Source organism: Paenibacillus sp. A3 (assembly GCF_001399685.1).
Lineage (GTDB): Bacteria > Bacillota > Bacilli > Paenibacillales > NBRC-103111 > Paenibacillus_G.
The window spans coordinates 1-16,365 of record NZ_JTHN01000219.1; the positions used below are offsets into that span (position 1 = coordinate 1).

At 57.7% G+C, this 16,365-nt stretch carries 12 protein-coding genes; 3 read left to right on the plus strand and 9 right to left on the minus strand.

Annotated elements, in window-relative coordinates:
* Positions 1-207 precede the first annotated feature (207 nt).
* The 3 genes from QJ48_RS28865 to QJ48_RS28875 all read left to right on the plus strand — a co-directional run bounded on the left by QJ48_RS28865 (position 208) and on the right by QJ48_RS28875 (position 2,671).
* Positions 208-798 (plus strand): guanylate kinase, encoded by a 591-nt coding sequence (locus tag QJ48_RS28865; protein WP_054976830.1) that lies wholly within the window; start codon positions 208-210, stop codon positions 796-798.
* 93 nt (positions 799-891) lie between these two features.
* Positions 892-1,413: a DinB family protein gene (locus tag QJ48_RS28870; RefSeq protein ID WP_054976831.1), complete on the plus strand. Its 522-nt coding sequence runs from the start codon at positions 892-894 to the stop codon at positions 1,411-1,413.
* Positions 1,414-1,474: 61 nt separating this feature from the next.
* Positions 1,475-2,671 carry a virulence factor gene (locus tag QJ48_RS28875; protein WP_054976832.1) on the plus strand — a complete coding sequence of 399 codons (1,197 nt, stop codon included), beginning with the start codon at positions 1,475-1,477 and terminating at the stop codon, positions 2,669-2,671.
* Positions 2,672-2,741: 70 nt separating this feature from the next.
* On the opposite strand, the gene QJ48_RS28880 is transcribed toward QJ48_RS28875, so the two are convergent.
* From QJ48_RS28880 to QJ48_RS28920, 9 genes are all read right to left on the minus strand, one after another.
* Entirely contained in the window at positions 2,742-3,998 is a 1,257-nt protein-coding gene (locus QJ48_RS28880; protein WP_054976833.1) for a Gfo/Idh/MocA family protein, read from the minus strand.
* A gap of 56 nt (positions 3,999-4,054) precedes the next feature.
* A complete protein-coding gene (locus QJ48_RS28885; RefSeq protein ID WP_054976834.1) occupies positions 4,055-5,734 on the minus strand; it encodes an alpha-L-fucosidase in 1,680 nt (559 codons plus the stop codon).
* 20 nt (positions 5,735-5,754) lie between these two features.
* Entirely contained in the window at positions 5,755-6,942 is a 1,188-nt protein-coding gene (locus QJ48_RS28890) for a glycoside hydrolase family 88 protein (protein WP_054976835.1), read from the minus strand.
* Between the two features lie 50 nt (positions 6,943-6,992).
* On the minus strand, positions 6,993-9,017 hold the full coding sequence (locus tag QJ48_RS28895) for a heparinase II/III family protein (protein ID WP_054976836.1): 2,025 nt from the start codon (positions 9,015-9,017) through the stop codon (positions 6,993-6,995).
* 105 nt (positions 9,018-9,122) lie between these two features.
* Positions 9,123-10,661: an extracellular solute-binding protein gene (locus QJ48_RS28900; protein ID WP_054976837.1), complete on the minus strand. Its 1,539-nt coding sequence runs from the start codon at positions 10,659-10,661 to the stop codon at positions 9,123-9,125.
* Positions 10,662-10,743: 82 nt separating this feature from the next.
* On the minus strand, positions 10,744-11,622 hold the full coding sequence (locus tag QJ48_RS28905) for a carbohydrate ABC transporter permease (RefSeq protein WP_036683427.1): 879 nt from the start codon (positions 11,620-11,622) through the stop codon (positions 10,744-10,746).
* A gap of 10 nt (positions 11,623-11,632) precedes the next feature.
* Complete coding sequence (locus QJ48_RS28910) at positions 11,633-12,580, minus strand: sugar ABC transporter permease (protein ID WP_054976838.1); 948 nt, start codon at positions 12,578-12,580, stop codon at positions 11,633-11,635.
* A 171-nt stretch (positions 12,581-12,751) separates the two neighbouring features.
* Complete coding sequence (locus QJ48_RS28915; RefSeq protein WP_054976839.1) at positions 12,752-15,076, minus strand: AraC family transcriptional regulator; 2,325 nt, start codon at positions 15,074-15,076, stop codon at positions 12,752-12,754.
* A 176-nt stretch (positions 15,077-15,252) separates the two neighbouring features.
* A complete protein-coding gene (locus QJ48_RS28920) occupies positions 15,253-16,197 on the minus strand; it encodes an MBL fold metallo-hydrolase (RefSeq protein WP_082420722.1) in 945 nt (314 codons plus the stop codon).
* Positions 16,198-16,365 lie beyond the last annotated feature (168 nt).

Below are 16,365 nucleotides of genomic sequence, written 5' to 3' on the forward strand. Positions count from 1 at the left end.
ACGCGAACGCAGGCGCGGCACGCGGGCGCAGAGGCGCAGACGCGGCGGCAGGCGCAGCGCGTGGGCGCAGAGGCGGAGGCGGCAACGGCAGGCAGCGGAAGCGCTGAAACGCTTTCAAAGAGCATCTTTACCTCGTCTGAGAAACCATGTAAAATAAAGGATAGCACTCGGCAAGGAACTGCACTTCCCAAATAAAGGAGGGTTTCTATGTACGAACTGAAAGACAAGGAACTCATTTTTGTATTCACGGGTCCGAATGGAGCCGGTCGCCGAACCGTCGCTCAGATGTCCGGCAGCACGCTCGGCATCAAACAGGTAATTTCGTACACGACCCGCCCTCCCCGCTCTTCGGAGGTCGACGGGCAAGATTACCATTTCGTCACTCGGAAGCAATTTGAGGAAGCCGAATCAAACCGGGAGTTCATCGAAGTGATCGAATTGGACGGGAACCGGTACGGGGTCAAAGAATCCGACGTAGCCGACATGGTCCAAAAGCACGGGGCCGTCTACTTGATTTTGAACCGTCAAGGCGCCGAGACCCTGAAGTCCCTTTACGGCGATCGAGCCGTGCGAATCTTCATCTACGCCGACCGGGAAACGGTCAAGCGCCGCGAGGTGGAGCGCGGGGATTCCCCCGAGTTGATCAACCGCTATATGTCGCATTACGAGGAAGAAATGGCGTATAAAGACTCCTGTGAGCACACGTTCGAAAATTTGGATCTGGCACACACCGTCTTTGATCTGACCAAAGCGTTGGATGACAACTACCTGCACCGCAATCTGCTTGACCTGGATTAAGAGTTACACCCAAGCTAATGCTGACAAGAGACCGGCCTGCTCTTTCGAGAGCGTCGGTCCTTTTTATTCAACCCGGAGGAGAGAAGCCGAACGATGAACCGGCCAGAAACGACTGAATATGGAGCGCACTATCAAGAATATATTGCACAGGTTCCCGATGGGGATATTCAGGAACTGCTGCGCACCCAACTGAAAGCAACGACCGAGCTGCTCGACTCGCTAACCGAGGACCAGGCTCTCTTCCGTTATGCCGAAGGCAAATGGAGTCTGAAAGAAGTGCTCGGTCACGTCACGGATACCGAGCGGGTCTTAAGCTACCGCTTGCTGTGCATCGCACGTGGCGATCAGACCCCGTTCCCTTCCATGGACGAGCATTTGTACGTCTCCGGCGCAAATTTCGACGCTTTGTCTTTGACGTTTTTGCTAGAAGAGCTGACGGCAGTCCGGCAGGCGACGCTGGCCTTGCTTGCGGGCTTGTCTCCGGAAGTCTGGCTGCGTCAAGGAACAGCGGCCGGCTGTAATACATCCGTGCGGGCACTAGCTTATATTATTGCGGGTCACGACCTTCATCACGTTCGAGTCATCCAAGAACGTTACCTCGCGGCACAGCCATAAAGCGCGACCCGTACGAAAAGCATCAAACATCCCAACAACCAGGCAGACAGGAGGTATGACCATGCCTATTCTCTCGATCGAACCGACGCCCAGCCCGAATACCATGAAAATCAATTTGGATACTTCCTTGCCAAAAGACGTTCGCGAAACGTTCAACCGCGAGCAAGCCGGCCAACTGGCAGATCCTCAGCTTCGGCAGCTGCTCGCCATCGATGGCGTCAAAAGCTTGTACCGCGCAGCGGATTTTATCGCCCTGGATCGGACAGCAAAAGGAGACTGGCAGCACATTCTCGCTGAAGTCCGGGACATCATGGGCGTCGCTCCTTCCGGCGCAGCGCAAAACCAGGCGGATGCAGCCGTACAAAAGCCCGCTTCCCCGGACAGCCCGGCGGAAACAACCGATGCGACATTCGGCGAAGTCAAGGTGCTTCTGCAGCATTTTCGCGGCATTCCGCTGCAGGTCCGGGTAACGAACGGCGCGGAAGAACGGCGGGCCGCCCTGCCCCAACGGTTTAGCGACGCTGCCATCCGCGGGGCGGCAGCTGCGCCGAACCTGATCAAAGAGCGTTCCTTGGACGATTGGGATACGCGCTACGGCGAGCTTCAGGACGTCTTGGACGAAGTCGTTCAAGAGCTGGACGCCGCCTATAGCGACGAGCAACTCGAACGGCTGATCGTCCAAGCCGAGCAGGGCCCGGCTCAAGGTGACGTAAAGGAGCTGGCGGCTTCCGGCCGTACGACGCTGAGCTATGAAGAAACCGAGCGAAGGCTGCAAGACCCCGATTGGAAGCAGCGCTATGCGGCGCTGGAGCAGATCAAGCCTTCCGAGGAAACGCTGCCGCTGCTGCTCAAAGGTCTGGAGGACGAACGTTCGACGGTTCGGCGTTTGGCTACTGTCTATTTGGGAGATTTGAAAGAGCCGCATGTGCTTCCCTACCTGTATCGTGCTTTGCGGGATTCTTCCTCCTCCGTCCGCCGGACTGCAGGGGACACGCTGTCGGATATCGGGGATCCCGCCGCACAGGACGCGATGATTGGAGCTTTGCAGGACTCCAATAAGCTGGTGCGCTGGCGGGCAGCCCGCTTCCTTTATGAAGTAGGCGATGAAGAAGCGATTCAAGCCCTGCGAGCGGCTCAGGACGACCCGGAGTTTGAAGTGCGGATGCAGGTGCGCATGGCGCTGGAACGTATCGAGGGCGGCCAAGCGGCTGTCGGATCGGTCTGGCAGCAGATGGCCCGACGCAACGAGAATGCATGAACGACAAAAGGCCAAGCCAACGGATAACCGCCAGAGGCTTGGCCTTTTGCCACCTAAGATCGAACAAAACTTACGATCGAATCCATTGCTTGTAGTAGGCGTCAAGCTCAATCGATTGACCTTGACGGAGCCTCGACTCCTCCGCCGCGAACGCCATGAGATGGCTCCTGACGGATGCAGAGGCCGACGTCAGGCTTTCTCCCCCGCCGTAATGGCACACTTCGTGAAGGAAGCTGCGCATAATTCCGCTATCGCCCCCGCCATGACCGCTCGTTTGTTCCGGAATGGCGATCACCGTTTCCTCATGCGTCAAAAAATCCAGCAGCGTGATCCGGCCTTCGCTTCCGCGCAGCTCTCCTCTTGTCCCCATGATCTGCACAATCCGCTCCTGATGCCGCGTGAAGCCGCTCATGCTGAATATCGCAGTGGCTCCGCCCTCGAATTCCATATTGACCACCTGATGATCGACGACATCGTTGTCGCATTTGTACACACAGCGGCCGTAGTTCGTTTCCTTCAGCCCGCGCACAATATTTCCCCGCGTCAGCTCCTCCGTGAAATGCCTGGCCCAGCTTTTGCCTTCGCCCAAATAAAATCTCGGCGCCGAGTAAGGACAAGTCGGCTCTGCCGGACAGCCGTCGATGCAATAATCGGTCGCCCCTTCGGGAGCATGGGCGGCATGAAAGTGCATAAGCGAGCCGAACGAGCTTACGCGCACGCAAGGCTTGTCGACGAGCCAGGACAAAATATCCATGTCGTGGCACGACTTGGCCAAAATCATCGGGCTGGACGCCTCGCGATTGCGCCAATTGCCTCGCACGAAGCTGTGGGCCATATGCCAGTAGCCGACATTTTCGTTCAACTGGACGGATACCACCTCGCCAATGCGCCCTTCACGGATCAGACGCTTCATCGCCGACCAGAACGGCGTATACCTCAGCACATGGCAGATGGTTAGCAGCCGGTCGTTCTCCCGTGCCGCCTGCTCCATTTCGACGCATTCCTTGGGACTCGGCGACATCGGCTTTTCCAAAAGTACATGATATTTGCCCGCCAAAGCCCGCAGCGTCGGTTTGTAATGCATCCGGTCCTGCGTGCAGATGATCGCAATATCCGCCAGCCGCGGCTCCTCCAGCAGTTGTTCCCATGAAGCATAGCATCGCTCAGAGGGAAGTCCGTGCGCTTGCGCAAACTTTTCTCTTCGCAGCGGATTCGATTCGGCCACCGCCACGAACTTCAGCTCGTGCGGATAATCCAGTGCGTAGGGCGCGTAGCTGTGCGCTCCTCTCGCGCCGGCGCCAACCAATATCGCAGTAAGTGGTTTCATGTATGAGCCTCCAATGGCATGCCTTCAATAAAAACAGCTTTTTCATGGCGGACAGGCTACTGCCGCTTGACCAGCTTCACGGCCCGCAGCTTCACCGGATCGGCCTGCCATATTTCCGTGAATCCGGATTTGGGGCGGATCAGCGCAGATCGAAGCGAAAGCGAGCACGTGCCCGGCCGGTCGAAGACGATCGTTCCCAGATGCGAATGGACTTCGCTGTACGGATGCTGGCAGGCCGTGGAATTTTTGATCACCTGATCCGGCTCCGGCTGCGCCATGATCCGCTGGTTCCCGGAAGCCGCTTCGACGCCTTCCCGAAACGCCTCTTCCCATGAAGCGCCTTCCTTCTGAAAGCATACAAGCTCAAGATCGAAGGTGCCTGGAGCGACGATTTGAAAGCTCCACTCTACCGTTTTCGCTTCCGCATCGATACGGCCGTTGGCCCATTCGAGCTTCACATGACCGGACGGCTGCTGGCTCAAACGCGTATCGACGGAAAGCTCTCCTTCGATGTCAACGGCGATGACCGTCATGCCATCATTGGCCGGCTCGTCCGGCAGTCTGATCGCCAGCGTGTGGTGATCCATTCCGGCATCATAGCTTTGTGCGGTCACAAGCGGCGTTCGGCTTGCATCGCTTAGCACATAAGCTTGTTTGATTTTGTTTTTGAGCCCGTACAAGCGCAGTTCTTTCCGCCAGTCGTCGCTTGTCAGATGCAGGTAGACGCGGCCGGGCTTCAAGGTAACGGAGCCCCATTCCATCTCGTACGGAAAAGGACTGGCCCCCGCGCCGTACACCGCTTCCCCATGAACGCTCAGCCAAGCGCCCACCTCACGCAGCCTTTCGGCGGACAAATCCGGGATAAGCCCTCCGGCGTCCGGACCAACGTTGAGCAAAAGGTTGCCGCCCTTGCTTACAATATGAACCAGCTTCCGGATGATGGCTTCCGGCTGCTTCCAGACCTGGTCCTTCGTGCTGAAGCCCCACGATTGGTTCAACGTCATCGGCGTTTCCCATGCGCGGGAGTCTTCGCCGTACATCGGAATTTCATTGTCGCCCTTCGACTGGTAATCCCCCATGCCCGGGTAATGACTGACCCGGCTGTTGATCAGGCAGTCCGGCTGGAGGCTTCGCACAAGCTCCACGAGCTCCTCGCTATCCTCTTTTGACAGCCCGCCCGCCGTATCGAACCAGAGCAGACCGACAGGTCCGTACTGCGTAAGCAGCTCACGGATTTGAGGCTTGGCCAGCCCGTTCCAATACGTCGGAAAATGCTTCGAGTCCGTATCATAGTCCCACACGTTGTTATACTTGTTGTGCACGGCATGCGGATGATGCCAGTCAATGACGTGGGAATAGTAGAAGCACAGCACAATGCCCTGCTCGCGGCATTCCTCGGCCAGCTCCCGCATCGGGTCGCGTCCGAACGGCGTAGCTTCTGCAATGTTGAACGGCTCCGCCTGCGAACGGAACATGGCGAACCCGTCATGATGCTTCGCCGTGATGACGATATATTTCATGCCTGCCGCTTTGGCCAGCCCTACCCATGTCTTGGCGTTGAAGCGAACGGGATTGAACGTCTCCGCGAGCCGCTCGTAATCGCGAACCGGAATGTTCAATTCGTACATGACCCACTCGCCCCGGCCCAGAGCCGCATACAAGCCCCAGTGGATAAACATGCCGAATTTGGCGTCTTTCCACCATTTGATTTTGTCCTCACCGCTTGTCACCGTCATCGCGCATCTACCTCTCGCTTCTACCAATATAGTTTCCAGTCTTTCAATACCCGGACAAGCCCTTCGAAATAGTAATAGTCGCCCCAGATGCAGCATTCGTCGATCCCGTTGCCCAGAGGCTTGCCGTAGACCGCATGAAGCAGGATGCCGTTCGAATGCGGAACCCCGGCCGTCGTATACCGCCGTGCCAGCGAATCCAGCATTCCCAGAGCGGCATTCTCGTAGGCCCGCTTGTATTCGTTAGACAATGGCAGATGCTTGGCTAATTCGAGCAAGCCGCAAGCGGCAATGGCCGCCGCCGAGCTGTCCCGCTCCTCCGGCCCGTCCGTAAAGATCAGATCCCAATAACACACCGAATCGTCGGGCTGCCGGTTTAAATAGTAGTTGGCCGTCTTTTGCGCGATAGAAAGATATGACTTATCTCGCGTATAGTTATAGCTGAGCGGAAAACCGTAAATGGCCCAGGCCTGCCCGCGCGACCAGCACGAATCGTCGGAGAAGCCTTGCGACGTCTTGCCGTATCTCGGCTGTCCCGTATCCACGTCCATGTAGAACGTATGATAGCTTGAAGCATCCTCGCGGATGATATGTGCCGCCGCTTGTGTGGCATGATGGATGGCGATCCGGCGGTATTCCGGATTGCCCGTTGTCTCCGTTGCCCAGTACAGCAAGGGCAAATTCATAAGGCAATCGATAATCATCCGCCCGCGCTGGTTCGGTTGGTTTAAATTGCCCCAGGCCTGAATGATGCCCGCCTTCTCAAAATAACGTCCGATCAGCAAATCGGCGGCTTGAAGCGCCGTGTCTTTGGCCTGCTCGTTTCCGGTCAATTTATAGGCCGCTACGCAGGACAGCGAGTACAAGAAGCCGAGGTCGTGCGTCTCCGTTGCGATTCTTCGCTCGACCCGTTCCCGGTAGCTGTCGAGCTGCGCTTCCGCTGCCCGGCGGTAACGGTCGTGACCGGTCATCTCGTAGGCCAGCCACAGCATTCCCGTCCAAAAGGAGGACGTCCACTCGGTATTGCCGATCGGCTTGTACACATTCCCCTCGCTTGCAGGCGACGGAAATTGCAGCGCGAACGTCTCCAGATTGCGGTCGATTTGCGCCAGTACGTATTGTACGGCGCGCTCCCAATCGTCCCGCTGCGCCGCAGGCGGTTCCGCGTAGCGATGCCGGGCTTTAAGCCCTTCGTCGACGACTTGTTTCATGACAGCCTCCCTCATTCTTCTTGCGTTTCCGTTTCCAACTTAAAACCGGCTCATACGGTCCACAGCATCGCCTCGCCCTGCTCTCCGTCCCTCACTTCGAGCAATAGACCCTCGCTGTCCGACGGATCGCCGATCAGCCGGAGCGAGAGCGGGGCATCGCCTTTCCGGCAAGCCCGGAAGACGGTAACAAACGACGCCCGGGTGCACGACGGCACCCTGCGAATGCAGGCGCTGCGCACTTGAACGGGGGGCATGAACGGCGATTCGGCCAAATAGACGCTGACGCCCCGCGGCTCGGCCAAGCCGTAAACCTGCAGCCGCTCGTCTTCCCCGCCTTCTCCGTTCCAGCTCCATTCAAGCATCCAATCGTCTTGTTGTCCTTCCAAACGCCTCACCTGCCGCAAATGCGGGTAGCCGTCCGTATCCGACAGCGCCTCCGACGAAACAGCAGTATACCGAACGGGCGGCGCTTCGACCGGATTCCCCTGCGTATGCATCACCCAGTCCACAGTCGAAGGCTCGTCGGCCGTTACCCGGAATACGTCCACCAGCAGCCCGCCGGCCAGTGTCAGCCGCCGGTCCAGCCGGACGCCTTCGTAAGCGTCCTCCGCTTCGGCCTCGATCCGGATGATGCCGGCCTCGCTCACCGCCTTGCGCAGCCGGCCGCAGGCCTCCTGCTGGGAGCGGCCGTTGACCGCTACCGTGTTGTGCGCCACAGTGTGCACGTACCAAGCCTTGTGCATCTCGTGCCCGTACGGAACCATGCCTGCGTCGGCCAGCCAACTGCGGCCCCTTGCGTAATACAGCAGATTCAGCTTGTCATAATGTCCATGCCAATCGCCATGCTCTCCGTAATCGACGAGAAGCGACTGCGCCTCCTCGTCTGCACCGTACGTCACGCTGACCATCCCGGGCTTGCTCAATACCGTAATCGCAGCGGCCTCGCTTGCTGCATCCGCTCCCTCGGCGCCCCCGTCCCCCGAAGGCATCACCTCCGACAATGGCGCTCCGAACAACACGCCGTACAAAGAACCGCGGTCGCTGCTCCGAACAATCTCTTCTCCGATGCCGTAAAACGCATACGCCCATTCATACAAATGCGCGTAAGAACGAATATCGACGACCTTGGAGTCGTGAAGGGCGGGAAACGTACCGTCTGGCAGCATCGCCTTCAGCGGGATAGCAAACATCGCTTGCAGCCTCGGATGCTCGTACAGCTTCTCGCCGAACCCCATGGCGGCCCAAGCGATCACCGCCTGCGCTTCAAGCGTGTAGAAATGGTAGCTCCATGCGCCTTCGAACCAGAACCCGTCTTCGCCGACGCCGCTTTCCATCTGGAAATGGAATCCGTTCGCTTCGTTATCCAGCGCCCGCTTCAGCAGCCCCACGTCGCCGAGCGCTTCGGCAATCGCCGCCAGCGCCGCATTGTGATACGTCTGCCAGTTGGAGCGGTCCCGCGGATTCCGGTCGATGACCCGGATTACCGGACGGAACAAATGTTCCTCCACTTCGTCCAGCTCCCCCGCGCTCAGCATAGAAGCATGGCGCAAGATCGTGCACGCTTGGGCTAGCGGATAAATCCAGCTGGCTTCGGACAGCGTCTGGTTTTGGACTTTCGCCCCGTACCTGCCGGCCTCCCCGCCAACCTTGCCGAAAATATCGTGGAGCGGGAAACGGTCGTAATGCCGGGCGTAAAACATCAGCACGCTTTTCGCCCACTGCGCGTATACGGCCTCGCCCGACGCCGCGTACACCACAGCGGCCAGCCGGGCGTCCTGCGCGAAGCGGTTATGCTCCTCGGCCACAGCCGCTTCATCCCACGGGGACCCGCTCCAGATGCGGAGGCAGCATGGGCATTCGTGATGATGCCGGTCCACGCGCACAAGCGCAGCGCCGTCATCGGGGCAGATATAGCGGTGGCTCCAGCCCCCGCCCAGCAGCGGAATGTCCGGAGGCCGGTTCACTTGAGCGCTTAACCGCGCCTTCCACTGCTCCACGCCCCGCTTCACCCAATTGCAATCCCGCATCCGGGTTCGAAGGCGCTGCGTCCATGCCGGCGTCCCTATTCCATCCATCGGTCTCCCTCCTCGAACGCGTTTTTAAAAGCGGCAAGCCGGAGGTCGGAGAGCATCCGTCCCCGGCTTGACTTACGCCTATACCGCAGCAGGCGGCGGGCTTGCTTATTTCTTCTTGCTTTCGTTGTATTGGTCCATGTACTCTTTCATGATCTGCGCGCCCAAGCCTTTGCTCCAAGCCTCGATTTCCGCCTGCACGGCTTCCCAATTGCCGGTGCCCATCACATAGTTGACCGCAGCGGCCGAGAGCTTTTTCTGATGATCCGGATTTTTGCTGGCCGTTTCGGAGACGAAGGCGATGAACGGGTTCGGCACGCCGACCTGATCGAAGCCGTCCAGGACCGCTTTTTGCGCCTTCTTGATCTCGGGAACCTGGGAATCCGCATAAATATATTTGTCGTAAGCGTTCTGCAGCACAAGCAGCATCGGTTTTTCTTTGTCATACAGCTTCTTCTGTTCCTCGTTGCGTTCCACGGCGCCGGACTCTTTGTCGTACTTGGTATAGTGCACGCCCGATATGCCCGCCTTCGCCATCTCCGTTCCTTCATCGGAAGCGGTCCAATTGAGGAACTCGACGATTTTCTTCACTTTATCCTTCGCCACGCTCGTCGGAACGACCCAGATGCCGTAATAGCCTTCGATCATCTGCACGCCCTTCTTGCCGCCCGGTCCCTCCAGATATGGCACTCCAACAAGCTCCGCTTTCGGATCGGTCTTTCGCATTACCGCCAGATTGTTCTCGTTCATCATGCTGACGTTGTCGACCATCATGCCGGCGACGCCGGACTTGAACTTGTCCTTCACCTGCCCGGTCTTGAGCACAGGGGCGTCCTTATCGATCAGCCCGGAGGTGTACGCCATGCGAAGCCAGTCTAGATAAGCCTTGTATTCCGGCGTTTGGAAATAAGCCACCGGCTTGTCGCCTTCGATTTTGTACGAGTACGGAAGGCCGAAGGCAAAAGCGACCGGGTTAACCGATCCGAACCACGGCGTCGTGAACGGACCTGCGATCATCGGGACTGTCTTGCCTCCCCCGGCCGGATCTTTCTCCTTGAACACCTTGAGTACGTTCGTCAGCTCGTCTACCGTTTTGGGCATAGGCAAATTGTACTTGTCCAGCCAATCCTTGCGGAGGAAGAAGTTCGCATTGCCTCCGCCGTGCGTGCTGCGCGGTCTCGGAATGCCGAAAATCTCATTTTTCACCGTCGTGTTGTCCCATGTGTATTGAGGAATCTTTTGCAGATTCGGCATGTCCTTCACCAGCGCCGTCAAGTTGTGGAACGCTCCCTGCTTGACGAGCTTCGTGTACTTCTCGTCCTTGCCGTCTGTCAGCAGAATGAGATCGTACTGGCTTCCCGAGGCGATGGCAATGTTCACTTTATCCGGATACACGTCGCCCGGCACGAATTCGAGATTCAGCTTGACGTTGGCTTTCTTTTCGATCTCCTTGAGCGCCTGGCTGTTCTCAAGCACGGGCGGCTCCCCGGCGGACAGCACTGCGAGCGCCTTGATCGTCGTCGGTTCGTTCGAACCCGCTGCGGGCTTGCCCGCTTCTTTCGTTCCGCTCCCGGAAGCACAGCCGACGACGCTGCCCAGAGCCAGAATGGTGACGCATGTCCCTGCGAGCCATTGTTTCGTTTTCATCGTTGAAAACCCCTCTCATCGTCTTGAAATAAGTACAGCTGTATAGCAAGCTCGAACCGGTCGGACGAAATCCCTCCTCCGATTACTCTTTAATCGAGCCGAGCATGGCTCCTTTGGCAAAATGCTTCTGCAGGAAAGGATAGACGACGACGATCGGAATCATCGCTACGATAATGGCCGCCATCTTCACATTGTCGCCGACCTTGCTGGCCAGCTCGAAATCCAGATTGTTCTCGGAAGCGATGTTGGCTTCACCCGCGATGACCATCAGGCGCAGCAGCACTTGAATCGGCCATTTGGCGTTGTCGCTCAAATAAATGATCGCCCCGAAAAATTCGTTCCAGTGCCCGACCATAAAAAACAGCGAAAAGGTAGCGATGATCGGCATCGACAGCGGAATGACCACGGAGAGCAGGATGCGCGGTTCTCCCGCCCCGTCGATGCGGGCGGCTTCGTCCAGGCTTTCCGGCAAGCTTTGAAAAAACGTCTTCATAACCAGCACGGTAAAAGCATTCGTCGCGCCCGGCAAAATCAAGGCCCAATAGCTGTCCAGCAGCCCAATTGACTTAATCAGCAAATATTTTGGAATGAGCCCGCCGCTGAACACCATCGTGAAGAGCATCATCAGCAGCATCAGCTTGCGGCCGGGCAGCGTTTTTTTGGACAGTGCGTAAGCCAGCGTAATCGACACCAGCAGGTTAACGGCGGTCCCGACCACCGTAATGTAGACCGTATTCCCGATGCTCCGCACGAAACGGTCGGTCGAGAACAAGTACCGGTACGCCTCGAAATTCAGCTGCTCCGGGATCAAATAAAACCGGCCGCCGAGCGATTCGCTCACCGGACTGAGCGAGACGGTCAGCATGTACCAGAACGGGATCACGACAGCCAAGCACAGCACGAGCAGCAACAACATATTGACGGCATCAAAGACGGAAATGCGCCGCAGCCTCAGTCCCATGGTTCCCCTCCTAGAATAGGCCTTCTTCTTTAAACAGCTTGGACACGAAGTTCGCCGTCAGCATCAGAATGAGTCCGACGACCGAATTGAACAGGCCGACGGCGATGCTGAAGCTGAACTCGAACCGCTGCAGCCCCACTTTGTACACATACAGATCGAATACGTTCGATACGTCATCGTTGAAATTGTTCCACATCAGGAACACCTGCATGAAGTTCGAGTCCAGGATCGAGCCGAGCCGCAGAATCAGCAGCACAATGATCGTGCTTCGAATGCCCGGAAGCGTAATGTGCCAGATCCGGTGCCAGCGGTTTGCGCCGTCCACCGTCGCCGCTTCATATTGCTCGGGGTTAATTCCTGCAAGCGCTGCCATAAAAATGATCGTGCCCCACCCGGCATCCTTCCATATTTGCTGCAAGACAATTAAGGGACGGAACCATTCGCTGCTCATCAGGAACGGAACGTTCTGATCAACCCATTGCCCCAAGTAGTGGTTGATCACCCCCGACGGCCCGAAAAAGATGAACGTAATGCCGACGATGATGACCCAGGATACGAAGTGCGGAAGATAGACGACCGTCTGCACGAGCCGTTTGTACAAGCTGAACCGGACCTCGTTGAGCAGAAGAGATAATACGATCGTAAAGGGAAAGAAAAAAATCAAGTTGTAAAAGCTGAGCAGCAGCGTGTTTTTTAATAGTTGAAAGAAGGTCGGCTCCGAGAAAAATTGCCGGAAATGCTCGAACCCTACCCACTCGCTGCCCAGCACGCCCTTGTACGGGCTGTAATCCTGAAACGCCAGCAGCACGCCCCACATCGGCACATAATGAAAAATGATAAAGTACGCAATGCCCGGGGCCGCCAGCATATAAAACCAGAGGTGCTTTCGAAACGCCTGCTTTCTGAATAAAGACGCTTTCCTGACGGACAGCCGCTTGTCCGGCACCGCATGCTCCATGTCCGAACCTCCTTCGCTTGTCTGATGCTGTAGCTCGACTATATCCGCTCTGCGAAAGCCGTTGCAACAGTAAACTTTTGCGTAGGTGGACTTTTTCGCCCGAAAAAAAGTGCAGTCGGCCGCAAAATAGTGCACATCCCGCCGAATTAGCGCAAAAAACCCGCAAAGCGGTTAAGCTTCGCGGGTATCGCTCCGGAACATTTCGCGGTACCGGGTCGGCGTCACTCCTTCGTGCTTTTTGAACACGCGGTAGTAATACGATGGCTGGTAGCCGACACGATAGGCGATGTCATTCACTTTTTCGTTCGAATAAAGCAGCAGCTCCTTGGACTTATCCAGACGCAGCTTGGTCAAATAATCGATAAAATTGACGCCGGTCGTCTCCTTGAACCCGGCGCTGAGCTTGGACAAGCTGATGCCGTACCGGTCGCAATACGTCTCCAGCGAAATATCAAGCGCGTACTCCTCCGTCAAAGACTGTTTCACTTTCTCGACCGTTTCCTGCATCAGCCGGTCCTGCGTATCGTTCAGCGTGTTCGACAAAGCGCTCATGTAAGCGCTTAGCTTGGCGTGAAACCAAGTAGCCATCTCGTCGGGCTCGCGCAGACGGTTCAATTGCTCGTACAAGTCGACATTCGGGTAGAGGAGCTGCGGGCTAAGCCCCGACAGCAGCATATGATGCAGCAGCGTTCCGAGCAGCTGATTCATGCCCTGCCGGACCTGCATCTCGGTCTGACCGTGCTCCGTCAGCTCCTTCATAAACGTCTCCAGCGCGCCCGTCACCGCTTCCCGGTCGCCGGAACGCATATGGCGGATCAGCTCCTTCTCCGCGGAGAAGGGATACAGAATCGGGGCATCATGGACCACCAAGCTTTCCAAATCCAGAATCTGATTCATTTCGTTTAAATTCCGGTAGCCGAACGAGCGGACGACCTGTTCATATACCCGCGGCAGCTCGGACAGCAGCTCCGTATCCTTGGCCAAACCGATCAACAGGTTCATATGCAGTATCGCATGCAGCGAGTGAATCAGCTCTTCGCTGAACGCATGCAGCTGCTTCCGTATGTCGCCCATGTCCTCATCCTTCGGCACGAGCAGCAGCAGACTGACGGACAGCTCCTGCTCGTTCACGACACCGAACTGCTCGAACCGCTTTTCCGCCAGCTCCCCGATCACATTGGCCGCGGCAAACGTCACGAGCTGCTCGTCGCCTTCGCCGAACCGGCCCTGCAATTTGGAGAAGCCGAGCAGCCGGACATTGATGAGTATGAACGTCCTGCCGCCGGGCTCCCACCCGTACTGCTCCATCCGGTGCCGCAGCTCCTCCTCGTTCAGATGGGACAAGTGGTCGTTCATGAGCTGAAACAAGAATAATTCCCTGAGCGTAAGCAGATGCTGCTCGACCCGTTCGTGCAGTTGCTTGCTCTGGCTGTTCAAGTGAAGCCAATGCCGTTCGATAAGCTCCAGCTCGTCCTGCCCCTTCAAATCGCCCAAGCCGTGCTTGTCCGACCGGAACAGCTGAACCACCCGGGCAATCGGCCGGACCAGTCTTCGCGAAGCGATCCACGACATCAAGGCCGCGACGGCGATCCCGAGTCCTCCCATCGCCAGAAGCGCCCGGGAGGTGTTGACAACCGGCTGCGTCAGCTTGGAAACCGGCGTGGCGGAGACGTACTGCCAGCCGTGCTTCTCCAGCGTACCGAACGAAACGGCGTATTTCTCCCCGTTCCACTCCCGGAAAAACGAGCCCGACTTCGCCTGAGCCGACTCCTTCACCACTTCGTCGCGGAGAAAATACTCGAACCGGTGCTTGTCCGGTTCCTTGGTCACGTTCACATCGAGCCAATCCCCGTTCGACTTCAGCAGAAAAGCCGCTCCCTGCAGCTCCCCGTCCATTTGCAGCAGCCGGTTCATCTCGGCCGCATTGAACTGGACGAGCAGATACCCGAAGGGAGAACTGTCCGGAATCGTCTGCACAAGCGCCAACGACCCTTGGGAAAAGGTCCAGTACTGCTCCATTTCTTTCAGAAATAACGAACGGAAAAATTCATTTTCTTCCGGATTGTCGATCGGTATCGCCACTTTACTGTTCAGCGCCGAGACGTACAAGGACGAATCGGGCAGGAACAGGCGCACTTCGCGGATTAGGGGGCTGGAGTTGCTCATGACCAGCAGCGTCCGGGCCAGCTTCTGCGTGAACACAATCTCCTGCTGGAACGATTCCAGCGTCATATCGCCGAGCGGAGGCTGCAGCATCGGGTTGTACTTCCACATCGTCACCATCTTTTCGAGCTGGCTCAATTGGTCGTTCATTCGGAGCACCGTCTGCTCCAGACGGACCTCATGTGTCCGGTTCACTTCCTGCTCGATTTGCCGGACACCGACGTAATAGGTCAGGAACGCCAGAAGCGCGGTCGGCACGCTGGCGACCAGCAGGACGAAAACGAGACTTTTGCGGTAAAAGGCGTTTTTCGGGTTCATAAAATAGTTGAGCATGGCTGCACCTCGGTCGCGTTTCTACCTCCAACATAACGGGCAACGCCTCTCGAAGTCAAGAATGCGTTTTCATTTCGGCGTTGACGCGGGGTGGGCGGCGGGGCGGCTTCCCTTTCCCGGGTGTCGGCCTGCGCCTTGAACCTCAGGACAGCAAAGCGCCTCCCGCCGCCACTCGGCTAATGCCGCAGCGTCTCCCCGTGATGCAGCACACGCAGCGACTCCGGCTCTAGCTGCCGCCGCGCCCATTCCGCGAGCAGCCGGTCGAGCGCCTCGCGCGGCGTGTCGTCCGCGAGGCGGAACGCGCCGTAATGCATCGGTACGAACAGCTCGGCCCCGCAGTCGAGGAACGCCTGAACCGCCTGTTCGGGGCTCACGTGCTGCTGGGACATAAACCATTCCGGCTCGTAGGCGCCGATCGGCATCAGCGCCCACTTGATCGGGAAGCGGTCGCCGATCAGCTTGAAGCCCGGGAAATAGCCGCTGTCCCCGGCAAAATAAATCGCGAGCCGCTCCCCGCCGTGGTTCGTCGGCCGAACAATCCAGCCGCCCCAATGCGACGTGTTCATATCGAACAACGTGCGGCGAGTCCAATGCTGCGCCGGAACAAAATGCAGCTCCAGCGAACCGAAGCGGAATTCTTCCCACCAGCTGGCTTCGGTCACGTGCGCGAACCCGCAGGAGCGCAGCTTGGCTCCCAGCCCGGCCGGGACAAACAGCTGCATTCCGGCGTTGGCCCGGGCAAGCTGCCGCAGCGTCGGCAGGTGCATGTGGTCGTAATGACTGTGCGACAGCAGCACCGCATCGATCGGCGGCAGCTCCTCCAGCCGCAAGCCGGGCGGCGCAAGGCGCTTCTCCAGCCCCATCCGGTCCGCCCATACCGGGTCGGTGATGAGGTTTTTGCCCCCCATCTGCACCAAAAACGTCGAGTGCCCGATCCAAGTCGCGGTCGTCTGCGTCCGGTTGCTGCGCAAGTAACCGAGCTGCCGCTGTTCGGCCTGCGGCACGCGGTAAGACAGGTCTTTGATTTTCGCTTTGCGCTCCTTGCGCCATTGGCGCAGATCGGCCAGCTTTTTGCGGTTTTCGCTGCCGTCCAAATTTTCGTACCGCCGACGAGTGATCACGTGCCGTCCTCTCCCTTTTCTCCAGCCTTAGCTGCTCTTTTATCAAAACTATACCTTACTCGCCCCCTTCATCTCAATTTCACCTGCGTATTCTCTTGATCTCGATCATGGTATAATGGATTCCACTAAGTTTGGTAGGAGGCAGCGGACGGATGGAACGAAAACGGG